Origin of the sequence: Aeromonas sp. QDB30 (assembly GCF_027707645.1) — a bacterium.
In the GTDB taxonomy this organism is placed as follows: Bacteria; Pseudomonadota; Gammaproteobacteria; order Enterobacterales; family Aeromonadaceae; genus Aeromonas; species Aeromonas caviae.
Window position 1 is genome coordinate 1 of sequence record NZ_JAPCIY010000092.1, and the last position, 13,175, is coordinate 13,175.

Genomic DNA, 13,175 nt, shown 5'->3' on the forward strand with positions numbered 1-13,175 from the left:
ACTCATGATGAACCCTGTTCCATGGCTCCAGATGACAAACATGATCTCATATCAGGGACTTGTTCGCACCTTCCCTTACTGCCAAGGAGAGCATTTTACCACCATGCAGTCTTTGTTCAAATAATGCAAAATTGACAATATCTTTAACTATCAAACGGTTACCTTTCCATTGAAATGCATGATGGCGGATATGGTACTACAGGTAATTAATTCAGTTCAAAAAACGTGCAAAAAAATAGCCATTTATGTAATCGTTCTCACTTACTTGGGCCTGTGAGGGGGATTTTGACATCACCAGCATTTTCTTTCGAATAATGTGCGTATTTGGATGACTCCTGCATGCCAGTCTTGTCGCAGGAGTGATTATTGCGTCTTAAGAATATTCTGATATTGCCTGCGCTGCGGCTTGAGGTGACCGCCCAGATCGGGCCAGGGGTGCCACTGGTCCGGCACCATGAAACCAGGCAGGGTCTGCCGGATCCAGGCCGCCAGCTCGTCAGGGGGCACCGGCTCGCCATGCCACTCGATGAAGGCGGCCGGCCTCTGCCCCCACTCATCGCTCGGCACCGGCACCACCAGCGCCTGTGCCACGGCGGGGTGATCTACCAGTCGCTGTTCTATGGTCTCGGGCTGGATGTTTTCGCCCCCGGAGATGAAGAGGTTGTCGAGCCGCCCCTCTACCACCAGTTCGCCATCCTCGGTGAAATGCCCCTTGTCGCGGGTGTGGAACCAGCCTGCCTCATCGAGCGGCCGCTCTAGCCCACCTGCTTTGAAATAGCCGGCAAACAGGGTGTCACCGCGCACGCAGATCTCCCCCTGCTGGATGCAGACCTCCCGTCCCGGCAGCGCCTTGCCCACCACGCCAGCGGTGGACGGCCGACCGGTGCAGACCTGGCTGCCCATCTCGGAGAGGCCGTAACTCACCTTGGGCACCAGCCCCATGGCGCTCAGCCGGTTCACCAGTGGCTGGGGAATGGCGGCGCCGCCGAGCAGCAGCTCGCGCAGCCGGGTTTGGGCTGGATCGAAGCCCTCTGCCAGCAGTCGCCAGAGCTGGGTCGGCACCAGGGAGAGATGGGTGATGGGTTGCTGCTCGAGCCGCTCCCTGAGCGGGCGGCTGCGATCGTCCAGCACCAGGGCTGCACCCGCCAGAAAGACCCGGAACAGGATGGCGTAACCGCCGACATGAAACAGCGGCAGGGAGAGCAGCCAGCCGCAGGCTTCGTCCAGGGGGATCAGGGTGGCGGAACCCCGGGCGGAGGCGAGGTGGTTGGCGAGGCGGTGGACCACCGCCTTGGGGGTACCGCTGGATCCCGAGGTGAGGATCATGTTGTTCGGCTGGTCGGGTACCAGCGGGGACTCCCCATCTGCGGCCAGCTCCCCCGTGAAGTCGAGGCTGAGGGCTTGCCAGTCGCCCGCCGGGATCTCACCTGCCGACCAGAATGCCCGGGCCTCGAGCTGGCTCGCCAGTTCGCTGTGTCTGGTTGCCGGAAAGGCGGGATTGAGGGGGCAGAAGACGATGCCGCTGCGCACGCAGGCCCAGGTCAGCAACACATCCTCCAGGGCGCCGCGCACCACGGCGGCGAGATGATCTCCCCGTTCCAGCCCGGCCCGGGCGAGCTGATTGCACAGGCTGTTGAGGCGCAGGTCGAGGCGCTGGTAGCTAAGAGGCTCCCCGCTGTGGATGGCAATACGATGAGGGGCATGTGTCGCCCAGCGTCGTACCGGGCAGGTTTCCTGCCGTGGGATCTGACGGGTCACCATGGATCAGTCTCGGTGAAACAGGGGGTCCATCCTGCTCGGATCGGGTTGCCCCTGCTTGTCCAGCAGATCCCTGGCCAGCCAGCGGCGGGTATCGAGGCCAGGGGCCTGATCCGGCGCCCACTCCCCTGCGAGGCGGGCGAGCTGGCCGAGGCCGAGACCGGACTCGAAACAGGAGGAGACGATCACCTTGAGGCGCAGCTCGCGAGCGCGGGCAACCAGCGCCTCGCAGTGGGCCAGGGTGCCGAGCAGGGTCGGCTTGAGCACCAGGGCGCGCAGTTGCGGGATGGGCTCCCAGGGCTTGCCCTGGGCCAGCAGTTCGTCCAGCGCCACCGGCATGCCGGTGCGGCTGGCGACGAAGGCGATGTCCTCGAAGTCGGCGCACAGATCTTCGAGGTATTCGATGCGATTCGGATCCAGGTGGCCGCAGAAGGCCCAGGCCTCCTCGCGGGTCCAGCCCTGGTTGGCGTCCAGGACCAGCTTGAGGTTGGGGCGCCGATCGAGCAGCAGCCGGATCAGCGCCAGCTCGTCGCGCATGGGGTAGCGGGCCACCTTCAGCTTGGCCTTGAGGGGGGTCTCGTGCAGCCACTGTTTCCAGTTCTTGAGCAGCTCCTGGGGGGAGCCCTGGATCAGCGGATAGGGCTCGGGCAGGGGGGCTCCCTGCTCGGGCCAGCTACGACGGGCGCAGTCGAGCCCGAACTGCACCGAGGGCAGCTGTGGCGTCGGGGTCTGTCCCCGCGCCAGCTGCGCCAGACAGTCGAGGGCCTCGGCCTGGGCGTCGGCCAGGGTCTCTTTGGAAAATCCTGGCAGGGGGGCTATCTCCCCCCAGCCATCATCGATGCGTACCAGCAGGCCCTCGCGCGCTACCTGCAACTGACCATGAAAGGCCAGGGGCTGGGTAAAGGGCAGTTGGTAGCGGTAGAGGGCGAGTGTCATCAGGGATTCCGCTTGTATTTGGAGAAGTCGGGACGGCGTTTCTCGTTGAATGCGTTGCGCCCTTCCTGACCCTCTTCGGTCATGTAGAACAGCATGGTGGCATTGCCTGCCAGCTCCTGCAAACCGGCCTGGCCGTCGCAGTCGGCGTTGAGGGCCGCCTTCAGGCAGCGCAGGGCCATGGGGCTGTGTTGCAGCATCTCGCGGCACCAGCGCACGGTTTCACGCTCCAGCTCGGCCAGGGGCACGACGGTGTTGACCAGCCCCATGTCGAGGGCCTGTTTGGCGTCGTAGAGGCGGCAGAGGAACCAGATCTCCCGAGCCTTCTTCTGGCCGACGATGCGGGCCATGTAGGAGGCGCCCCAGCCGCCGTCGAAGGAGCCCACCTTGGGGCCGGTCTGGCCGAACTGGGCGTTGTCGGCGGCGATGGTCAGGTCGCACATCATGTGCAGCACGTGGCCGCCACCGACGGCATAGCCAGCCACCATGGCAACGACCGGTTTCGGGCAGGTGCGGATGTCGCGCTGGAAGTCGAGCACGTTGAGGTGATGAGTCCCCTCGTCATCGCGATAGCCACCGTAGTCGCCGCGGATCTTCTGGTCGCCGCCGGCGCAGAAGGCCTTCTCGCCGAAGCCGGTGAGGATGATGGAGCCGACCTTGTCGTCGTAGCGGGCATCGGCCAGGGCTTGCAGCATCTCTTTCACGGTACGGGGGCGGAAGGCGTTGCGCACCTGGGGACGGTTGATGGTGATCTTGGCAATGCCCTCTGGGGACTTGTGATAGAGGATGTCCTCGTAACCGGCGGAGCAGTCGTGCCACTCGACAGGGGCATAGAGCTCGGCTTCCGTCATTGCTTCAATCATGGATCTTCTCTTCTGGTTGGTGAGCCCACTCCCGCAGGAGCCGGGCAAAGGTATCGGGCTGGCTTGTGTGCAGATTGTGTCCGCCATCCAGAGCCAAGTGTTTGATATTGCAGCCTTGCTTTACCAACTGGCAAGCGAGGGCATGGAATTTGTGATCCCGGTTGCCTGAGATCCACTGCACCGGCAGCCGGGTATCCCGAAGCCAGGGGGCGAGATCCGGCTGCCGCCCCAGGGACGTGGCCCTCAGCATGGCGGCCACGGCCTTGCCGTCGTTGCCAAGGCGGCGTGCGGCCTGGCGGGTGCGGGCATCGTCGTCCAGGTCGGCGAAGACGCCCTGGCGGTACCAGTCGGCAAGCACCCGAGTCAGGGGCTCGCACTCGAAACGCCGGGCCCAGGCTTCATCGTGAGCGATGCGGGCCGGACGTTCACCGGCAGGCAGCCCGGGGTGGCAGTTCTCCAGCAGCAGGGCCTGCAACCCCGCCGGGGAGTGGCTGGCGTGATGAAGCGCGAGCCGCCCCCCCAGCGAATACCCCACCAGCCGGTAGTGGGCGATATCCCGCGCGGCCAGCTCGTCGCAGAGCCAGTGATGGGCCTCGTCAAAGCCGCTCACCCGCAGTGCCCGGTTGCGGCCGTGGCCCGGCAGATCCAGGGCATGGCACGGGACGCCGGGCAGGGTCTGGATGACAGGTCGCCAGTCGTCGGCGTCCCCCAGCAGGCCGTGCAGCAGCACCAGCGGCGCGGCGGGATCAGAGACCACGGATAGCGGCTCCCAGTGCTTTGAGATCCTCGGCGACTTCACTGCTCGGTACCTTGATTTCAATCAGGGTTACCCCGTTTTTCAGGGCTGCGGCATAGTCCTGCTCAAATGCGTCGAGGGTGGTGGGGGCCCGGTAGTGCAGGCCGAACATGGCGGCGGCGTGCTCGAAGTGCAGGCCGTGGGGCAGGCAGTAGTAGGTCTCCAGCAGGGCGTCCTGGGTGGGCACAGGCAGCATGCGGAAGATGCTGCCGCCGTCGTTGTTGAGCAGGATCACCACCAGGGGGCGGCTCCCCTTGCCGAGCAGCGCCAGGCTGTTGAGATCGTGCAGGGCGCTGAGATCCCCGAGCAGCAGGGTGGTGGGCTCGCGACTGTCAGGCGGGACCGACTGTGCGAAGCCGTATGCGGTGGCGATAAGGCCATCGATGCCGGAGGCGCCGCGGTTGGTCATCACCCGGCTGGGGCCCTTGCCCACCTCGCCCAGCATGTCCATCAGCCGGGCCGGCATGCTGTTGCCGACGAACAACTGACCCTGGATGAGCTGATTCAGGCGATGGCACACCCCGAGCTCCGAGAAGCGATCACAGGCGGTGCGGATCTGCTGGCTGATGGCCTGCTGGCGCGCGGCCAACTGGTGCCAGGGCTGCTGCGAATGGGGGATTGGATGGGCGGCCGCAAAGGCGGCGGGGTCGCACACCAGGCGACGGCGCAGCCGGTAGTCGGGGTCGAGGCGTGCCGGCTGCGGGTCCACCAGCCAGTAATCTTGCCAGGGGTGTTGTTTGATGAACTGGCCGAGGCGCTTGGAGATGAGGCGGGCGCCGAATTGCAGCACTACCTCGGCGCGGGCCAGCTCGGCCACGAAGTCGCTGTGTTGCAGGGCGAGATCCGTGTGGACGAGGTTGCGATCATCGAAGCGGATCTGGCTTTGCAGATCCGCCAGCAGGGGCCAGCCGAGGCGGTCTGCCAGCTCGGCCACCGCCTTGCCTTGCACCGGATCCTGGATGCGTCCGGCGACGATGACACCGCGCTTGCCGATGAGACTGTCCCAGTCCGGCTGGGCGGGGCAGCCTGGCTCGCCAGCCAGCCAGGGGCTCCAGGGCTTGGCCGAGTGCAGCCAGTCGCCGAGAGGCGCCAGGTAGTCGGCAAAGTCCAGGTAGGCATCGCCGGGGTAGAGGGGCTCGGGGTACATGCAGTTGAAGTGCACCGGCCCCGGGGTGTGCGCCTGTCGTGCCAGGGCCTGATCCACCGAGCTCAGCACGAAGGCCGCCGGAATGGTGGGAGTGGGGCTCGGCAGATTTTGCTGATAGACGGGGTAGCGACCGAAGATCCCCGGCTGATCGATGGCCTGGTTGGCCCCGTTGTCGATGAGCTCGGGTGGCCTGTCGGCAGAGAGAATGATGAGCGGGACCCCGGTGAGCTGGGCTTCCGCCACCGCGGGCCAGAGGTTGGCCACCGCGGTGCCCGAGGTCATGATCACCGCCACCGGGCGGCCGCTCCCCTTGGCCAGCCCCAGCGCCATGAAGCCCAGACCCCGCTCGTCGAAGTGCAGATGGCGGCGAAAGCCCGGGTGGGCTGCGGCGGCCATGGTGAGCGGCGCCGAGCGGGAGCCGGAGGCCAGGGCGATGTCGCGTACGCCGAGGCGAAAGAGCTCTTCCAGCAAGAGGGAGGACCAGACATGGTTGAAGGTGGCGTGATGGCTGGCAAAGGCGTGATGCGCGGACACGTGGCTGGCGGACATGAAGCTCTCGCAGTGAGGAGTCGGTAAGAAACGCTATCCCAGCAGGGAGAGCACGTTGGCGATCTTGTTGTCGAGTTCGGCCCACTCGGCGGCGGGCTCCGATCCCGCCACTATGCCGGCACCGGCGAACAGGCTGATGCGTTGGCCCCTGATCCGGGCGCTGCGAATGGCGACGGAGAACTCCGAGGTCTCCCGGCTCAGCATGCCGCAGGCACCGGCATACCAGCCGCGATCATGGGGCTCGCATTCACGGATGAAGGCGAGCGCCGCCTCGCGGGGGGCGCCCCCCACGGCGGGAGTGGGGTGCAGGGCAGCCAGCAGTTGCCAGTCGCAGACGCCGGGTTTGAGCTCGGCCTCAATGTCGCACTTGAGGTGTTGCAGCAGCCGCAATTTCAGAATGCGCGGCTCGGTCAGGGTGGCATCGGTCGTGAGGGGGGCCAGGCGGCTGAGAATGTCGGCGTGAACCAGCCGGTTCTCCAGCCGGTTCTTGCTGTCGGCCAGCAGCTCGGCGGCCAGGGCTGCGTCGGTCGCCTCATCCCCGGAACGGCGAATGGTGCCTGCCAGCGCCTCGGTAAAGAGGTGGCCCTTCTCCCGGCGGTAGAGGCGCTCGGGGGAGCAGGAGATGAAGCTCTGCTCGGGGGAGAACTGGAAGCCGAAGTGGAAGCACTCCTGGGCGTGGCGGGCCCACTGTGTCAGCAGGGACCAGGGGCAGAGGGGCGCATCGTGCGCCTCGCTCTGGAGCAGACTCTCCCGGGACAGTACCACCTTGGGGGTGCGGGCCTGGAAGTCGGGGGCCGTGACCTGCTCCACCAGGGTCTGCCACTGGGCAGGGCCCGGCAGGTCCTGGCGCTGCCATGGCCGCTTTTGCAGGGCGGGCAGGGGGGCCTCGGGTTGCAGGGCATCGAGCGCCGCCTCGGCGGCGCAGAGTTCGGCTTCGAATGCGTGACCCTCTTCCCGGACAGGCAGCCAGAGATTGAGGCAGAGGCTGGTGCACTCCCCCCGGCGTACCAGTTCGATGCGGGGCAGCACGAAGCGGCAGGGGCCAAAACCCTGCCAGCCGGGCAGATCCGGGTCGAACGCCAGACCGCCGTAGTAGCGAGGGCTGTCTTCACTGGCCGTGCCGGCAAGGTCGCAGACCCGCTGGATATCCTCCGGCCGGGTCAGCTCGTGGATGGCGCCAAGCGCCACGTACTCCGGGCTCTGTTGCCCTCTGGCGTGCCAATAGATGCGGGGGTAGAGCGTCTGGGCCGCCAACCAGCCGGGAAAGACGTCGACGTGAGCGGCCACGCGCAGTCGCACGAAACCGCTGACAGTGCTGTGACGCAGGGCGTCCAGTTGTTGCTTGAGGTGGGTCTGAGCCAACATGGATGTCTAGTCTGAGCCGGATAATCGCGATCGCTCCGGGGGAGGATGGCGCAGGTTGATGCCAAAGGGCGACGATTTCCTATATATTATCTGCCCATTCGTCCATGTAAATTGCCCGGGGGAGCCGACGCCCCCGCGCAGCCAAGTATACCTAAATCCGGTTCGATAACCCTTAACACGATCAATATCTGATTGTTTGGCCATCACAATATGACAAATACCTTCTCTGTTTGGTTGCTGGCGGCGCGTTTGCGAACACTGCCCCTGGCGTGCTCCTCCATCTTGCTGGGCTCGGGGCTGGCAGCCAGCCGGGGAGCGTTCGACGGCACCATCATGGGACTCTCCCTGCTGACCGCCATCCTGCTGCAAATTCTCTCCAATCTGGCCAACGACTATGGCGATGCGGTCTCCGGTGCCGACAACGGGGAGCGGATCGGTCCCCAGCGCGCCGTGGTTTCCGGCCTCATCACCCGGCACCAGATGTGTGTGGCCATGGGGCTGACCGCCCTGGCGGCCGTGGTGAGCGGCCTCTCCCTGCTGGTCTGCGCCTTCGGGGAGGCGTGGCAGCAGATCCTGACGTTCATCCTGCTGGGGGGAGCGGCCATCGTCGCGGCCATCACCTACACGGTGGGCAAGAGCCCCTACGGCTATCGCGGCTTCGGGGACATCTCGGTATTCCTGTTCTTCGGCCTGCTGGGGGTGCTCGGTTCCTACTACCTCTTCACCCATCGCCTGGAGTGGGACCTGTTGCTGCCCGCCACCGCCTGCGGCCTGCTGGCGACTGCCGTGCTCAACATCAACAACGTGCGGGACATCGAGACCGATGCCGCCAGCGGCAAGATCACCCTGGCGGTGCGCCTTGGCCGCAACCGGGCCATCGCCTATCACTGGGTCTTGCTGGGGGCGGCGCTGCTGGCGACCATCGTCTTCCTGCTGACTCAGCCTGCGAGCCTCTGGCCCTGGATCTTCCTGCCCGCCATGAAGCCCCTCACCGATGCCGCCCGCACCCTGCGAGAGAGTTTCGATGGCGAGGTGCTGACCGGCGCCCTCAAGAAGACCGCCATCAGCGCATTTCTGTTCAGCCTGCTGCTCTCCGCCGGGCTGGCGCTCACCTGAGGCCGACGCGTTTGGCAATGAAAAGGGCTCCCGAACGGGAGCCCTTTTTGTTGATGTGTCGACGCGTTGTTGGTCATCAGACCGATGTGATGATCGAAAGGGGAGGAGCATGCCGCCAGGCGAAGGATGATGCCAGATGATGCAGACGATGAGGGCCCCCGATAGGGAGCCCTCGTGTGCATGAGGCGGGCTTGCCCCGAGGTCAGCTTGCCTGGGCCACGGCCGGGCGGCGAGAGAAGAAGAGACTGTCCAGCAGCCAGATGGCGACCATGGAGGCCCCCACCAGCGGGAAGCAGATCCCGAGCACGACCAGCACCGCGATGGCACCGCCCATGGGAGGCAGCTTGGCGGGCAGGGGCGGGGCGGCGAGGCGACCACTGGGACGGCGGCTCCACCAGATCCAGAGCCCGCTCACCGAGCTTGCCAGAATCATCAGGCAGATGAGCAGCATGACGAGCTGGTGCGGCCAGCCGTAGAGCTTGCCCATGTGCAGCATGACGCCGGTTTCCACCGTCTTGGCGACCGGGCCGTAATCCTGCCAGCGCACGTCGACCAGCACCTTGCCGCTGTATTGGTCGATGTGCAGGGTGGCGTCGTTGCGGGGATCATCGGCAAAGATGGCGATGGTATAGACGCCGGTTTCACCGACCGGGGGGGTGATGCTGTAACCCGGGCTGACCCCCCGCTCGCTGGCGATGTCGACCACCTGTTGCAGCGGAATGCGATGGCTGGCCATGACCATGCCCTCGTGTCCGCCGCCATGGGTCATGGCGCTGTGATCATGGCTCTCTGCCGTGGGTTGGGAGCTCGGCATGGGCAGGGTCTCGGCCCCCCAGGAGACGGTCTGTTCGTGAGCCTGGTTGAGGCTGCGGGTGAGGGGGGCCGACTTGGGCACCTCGTTCCACATGGCCGCAGGGAAGCGGTTCCAGACATCGGCGAACTGGCCGCCCCAGAAACCGGTCCAGGTCATGCCCGTCAGCAGCAGCAGCAGCAGGAAACCTGCGCCCCAGAAGCCGACCACGGCGTGCAGATCACGCCACCAGAGACGGCCGCGCTGGTGCATTCTCGGCCAGAGGATGCCCCCCACACCCGGTCCCTTGCGGGGCCACCAGAGATAGAGTCCGCTGATGAGGAGCACGATTCCCCAGCCTGCGGCCAGCTCGATCAGGCGATCACCCGTGGTGCCAAGCATCAGCTCCGCATGGAGAGCGCGCGCCACCGCCTGCAGGTTCCACTTGTTGTCCATGGTACCGAGCAGGGCGCCGTTCGCGGGATCCATGAAGAGGGTCAGCTCCTGCCCTTCACGCATCACGACTATCTGGGCGCTCGCGTCCGCTGCCACCGGGGGCAGGTATTTGCGCAGACTGGCGTCCGGCATGGCGATGGTTGCCGTGGCCAGCAGCTGGTCGGCACTCAGGGTCTGGGTGGCGGGCGTCACCTTCATCAGCTGGGGGTAGAGCAGGTTGTCCAGCTGCGGCTTGAACAGGTAGACGATGCCGGTGAGGGAGAGCAGGATCAGGAAGGGGGCGACGAAGAGACCAGCATAGAAATGCCAGCGCCAGATCCGTTGGTAATAACTTGCGTCTTGTTGCTTCATCGTTGTTCCCTGGGTGAACGCCAAAAGGTTTCAGTAGGTGGAATGTTTTGAGTGGCGCGGATAATAGCAGCAACGTTTTGTTAACTGCAACAGAACATGTCGAAGAAATGTACATTCCGCCACCGGGGTAAAAACGGGGGTTGAATGGAGCTTTCCGTTCACAATGCGGGGAGCTTCATGGACTTTTCGGGGATAAATTCTTACTTTGTGGCAACACAGGGCATATCAGCCGCAGCGAAGGACTCAAGGCAGGAGGTGAACGTGCAAGCACACGGCCATTTTGAGATGCAGCGACAAGGGCAACTGCTGATCTGTCGGCCGAGCGGCCCTTTCAACCTGGCAGGCGCCATGGCCTATGAGGGCAAGTTCAGCCAACAGATAAGCCGTTTGCAGGGAGCCCCCTGGGGCATCGTCGAGGTCGCGACCGAGTTCGAGGCCGCCGGCCCCGAGGTGTTGGCCCGTTTTCGTCGCCAGTTCAACTGGTGCGCCACCCATGGCTGCGCCTTTCTGGCAGTGGTCATGATCGGGGATTTCAAACGTTATCTGGCGGATCACGTCTTCAGCGAGCTTCCCTTTCAGGAGGTGCGCTATTTCGAGGAGGAAGCGCAGGCCATCCACTGGCTGACACAGCGCCTCGAGGGGCTGCAAGGCAAGGAGACCCACGTCAGCACGGGTTGAACTTCCCGTTCATTCCAGCCTGATGAACCACTTGTCCCGCTCGTCGAGGCAGTCTGGCTCCCCCATCTCGAATTCACGGCAGATAAGCGGCCGCACCTCGTAGATGCGACACATCATGGTGTTGCGGTCGAGGGCGGCGCACCAGCCATCTTCCAGTCTGTGCATCACGGGCACTTCTCCTTCCCGCTCCTCGATATAGCGGTCCGGCACGCCGGTGTCGGTGAAGAGCATCACCTCGAGGCGGCAGCAGCAGGCTTCGCAGTTCTGGCAGCTCACATCGCTCTGGATTGCTTGGGTCATGTCACCTGTCTTGCCGCATGGCGGCGAATGATATGAAACAGGCGCCTGTCAGGCGCCTGTGGTCTGGCCGGGAGTGTGAAATACCTTAGCCCAGTTTGCGGGCACGGTAGCTGCGCCCCTTGATCTTGCCTTCCTGCAACCGCTTGAGGGCGGCGCTCGCCACCTGGCGCTTCACCGCCACGTAGGAGTACTGCTCGGAAATCTGGATCTTGCCTACATCGGCCCCGGCAATGCCGCCTTCGCCAGTCAGGGCGCCGAGGATGTCACCGGCACGCACCTTGCTCTTGCGGCCCGCATCGATGGAGAGGGTCACCATCTGCGGCGCGATCGGCTTGATGTCGCGGCCGATCCCGGCCAGGTCGCCCTGAGGAATGGGGGCCTGCTGGTACTCCTCGATGAAGTTGACGCGCTGGGCCTCGTTCGGCTGGTAGAGGCTCAGGGCCAGGCCCTGCTGGCCGGCGCGGCCGGTACGGCCGATGCGGTGCACGTGCACCTCGGGGTCGTAGGTCAGCTCGTAGTTGATGACGGCCCCCAGCTCCTTGATGTCGAGGCCACGGGCCGCCACGTCGGTGGCGACCAGTATGGTGGCGCTGCCGTTGGCGAAGCGCACCAGCACCTGATCCCGCTCACGCTGCTCCAGATCGCCGTTCAGCGCCAGCGCCGAGAAGCCCTTGGCGGCCAGGTGATCGGCCACGTCGTTGCAGGCGCGCTTGGTGTTGCAGAACACCACGCAGGAGCTCGGCTGGTAGTGGCTGAGCAGCCAGGTGAGGGCATCGAGGCGCTGGCCGGCCGGCACTTCATACAGCTTCTGTTCGATGGCGCTCTCTTCGTGCAGGGACTCTACGCTCACCTCCACCGGGTTGCGCTGCACGCCGCGGCTCATCTGGGCGATCCCTTCCGGATAGGTGGCGGAGAAGAGCAGGGTTTGCCGGTCCCGCGGGGCGTGGCTGATGACGCGGTTGATGTCTTCGCCAAAGCCCATGTCCAGCATGCGATCCGCTTCGTCCAGCACCAGCGTCTTGAGGTCGTCGAGCGCAAGGGTGCCCTGCTCCAGGTGCTTGAGGATCCGGCCCGGGGTGCCGACGGCGATGTGGGCGCCAAAGCCCAGGGTGGCGGATTGCGGTGCGGTCGGGGTGCCGCCGCACAGGGTCACCAGCTTGACGTTGGGCAGGGTACGGGCAAGACGGCGGATCTCGGTGGCCACCTGATCCGCCAGCTCGCGGGTCGGACAGAGCACCAGCGCCTGCACGGCCAGTCGGTTGACGTCCAGCTTGGCCAGCAGACCCAGGCCGAAGGCCGCGGTCTTACCGCTGCCGGTTTTCGCCTTGGCGATCAAATCTTTGCCGTCGAGCACCAGGGGCAGGCTCTGGGCCTGGATCGGGGTCATCTGCAGATAGCCCAGGCTGGCGAGGTTGTCCTGCAGGGCGGAGGAGAGGTTCAGGCTGCTAAATTCGCTGTTGTTCACAAAAGGACTCTATATCGGAAAACCAGAAATGGGGGTGCGCGGTGCGCAAGGGGGCGCATCATACCAGAATGTGCCGCCGGATGCGGTGAATATTTGAACGGTTGGCGTCATGGGTTGCCGATGGAGGCTTCTGTCTGCGTTGGCGGGCTTGCGGTATGTAAAAAGAGCACAATGGAACAGGGTGGTCATGGCCAGATCATGATGAATGACGAGAAAACGTTTTTAATTAAACATGTCGTGGTGATGATGAGTCATCGGAGGATGCCATATGGGATATGGCCGTTATGAAATATATATACGAATGAGGAATAAAATTAACGAAAGAGCATAACTTATTGTTTTTGATTTATTTTTAAACTTCCCCAATGAAGATTAATAATCATGTGCCTTGGCAATTAATTTAAAAACGTTTGTATTATTTCGCATGCATATTTTTACCGCGGATTGTGATGACTCTCTGATTTTTAAATATGCAGTTCTTTATGATGGCGCCGGTCAAAAATAACAATTCAATGGGTGCTACTGGTATGGCATGTACAGAACCTTAAGCGGCAAGCGAATTAATAATACCGTCTAACGTGTTGTTTTGCTTGGATTTTCTCTGCCTA

General features: G+C 64.0%; 11 protein-coding genes. 2 read left to right on the forward strand and 9 right to left on the reverse strand.

The annotated features are described in order from the left end of the window. Positions 1–363: 363 nt before the first annotated feature. The 6 genes from menE to PG896_RS18875 are packed head-to-tail and all read right to left on the reverse strand — an operon-like array spanning position 364 to position 7,411. Positions 364–1,761 carry an o-succinylbenzoate--CoA ligase gene (menE, locus tag PG896_RS18850; RefSeq protein ID WP_270836074.1) on the reverse strand — a complete coding sequence of 466 codons (1,398 nt, stop codon included), beginning with the start codon at positions 1,759–1,761 and terminating at the stop codon, positions 364–366. Between the two features lie 3 nt (positions 1,762–1,764). Then, complete coding sequence (gene menC, locus PG896_RS18855) at positions 1,765–2,694, reverse strand: o-succinylbenzoate synthase (RefSeq protein WP_270836075.1); 930 nt, start codon at positions 2,692–2,694, stop codon at positions 1,765–1,767. Continuing rightward, positions 2,694–3,554 (reverse strand): 1,4-dihydroxy-2-naphthoyl-CoA synthase, encoded by an 861-nt coding sequence (gene menB, locus PG896_RS18860; RefSeq protein WP_442866202.1) that lies wholly within the window; start codon positions 3,552–3,554, stop codon positions 2,694–2,696. Before menB ends, menC begins: the two co-directional genes overlap by 1 nt. Further along, entirely contained in the window at positions 3,547–4,311 is a 765-nt protein-coding gene (gene menH / locus PG896_RS18865) for a 2-succinyl-6-hydroxy-2,4-cyclohexadiene-1-carboxylate synthase (RefSeq protein WP_042015414.1), read from the reverse strand. Before menH ends, menB begins: the two co-directional genes overlap by 8 nt. Next, positions 4,301–6,046: a 2-succinyl-5-enolpyruvyl-6-hydroxy-3-cyclohexene-1-carboxylic-acid synthase gene (gene menD, locus PG896_RS18870; RefSeq protein WP_270836076.1), complete on the reverse strand. Its 1,746-nt coding sequence runs from the start codon at positions 6,044–6,046 to the stop codon at positions 4,301–4,303. Before menD ends, menH begins: the two co-directional genes overlap by 11 nt. Positions 6,047–6,079: 33 nt before the next feature. Next, positions 6,080–7,411, reverse strand: coding sequence for an isochorismate synthase (locus PG896_RS18875; protein ID WP_268426320.1), 1,332 nt, complete (start codon positions 7,409–7,411; stop codon positions 6,080–6,082). 210 nt (positions 7,412–7,621) lie between these two features. Between PG896_RS18875 and PG896_RS18880 the strand changes: the two genes are divergently transcribed. Further along, positions 7,622–8,527 carry a 1,4-dihydroxy-2-naphthoate polyprenyltransferase gene (locus PG896_RS18880; RefSeq protein ID WP_270836078.1) on the forward strand — a complete coding sequence of 302 codons (906 nt, stop codon included), beginning with the start codon at positions 7,622–7,624 and terminating at the stop codon, positions 8,525–8,527. Positions 8,528–8,729: 202 nt separating this feature from the next. Here the strand turns inward: PG896_RS18880 and PG896_RS18885 are convergent, their stop codons facing one another. After that, positions 8,730–10,124 (reverse strand): PepSY-associated TM helix domain-containing protein, encoded by a 1,395-nt coding sequence (locus PG896_RS18885; RefSeq protein ID WP_270836079.1) that lies wholly within the window; start codon positions 10,122–10,124, stop codon positions 8,730–8,732. Between the two features lie 285 nt (positions 10,125–10,409). Between PG896_RS18885 and PG896_RS18890 the strand changes: the two genes are divergently transcribed. After that, a complete protein-coding gene (locus PG896_RS18890) occupies positions 10,410–10,802 on the forward strand; it encodes a hypothetical protein (RefSeq protein ID WP_185219242.1) in 393 nt (130 codons plus the stop codon). A 9-nt stretch (positions 10,803–10,811) separates the two neighbouring features. Here PG896_RS18890 and PG896_RS18895 read toward each other — a convergent pair whose 3' ends face one another. Next, positions 10,812–11,102: a YkgJ family cysteine cluster protein gene (locus tag PG896_RS18895; protein ID WP_039039772.1), complete on the reverse strand. Its 291-nt coding sequence runs from the start codon at positions 11,100–11,102 to the stop codon at positions 10,812–10,814. A gap of 85 nt (positions 11,103–11,187) precedes the next feature. Continuing rightward, a complete protein-coding gene (dbpA, locus tag PG896_RS18900; RefSeq protein ID WP_103259421.1) occupies positions 11,188–12,567 on the reverse strand; it encodes an ATP-dependent RNA helicase DbpA in 1,380 nt (459 codons plus the stop codon). Positions 12,568–13,175 lie beyond the last annotated feature (608 nt).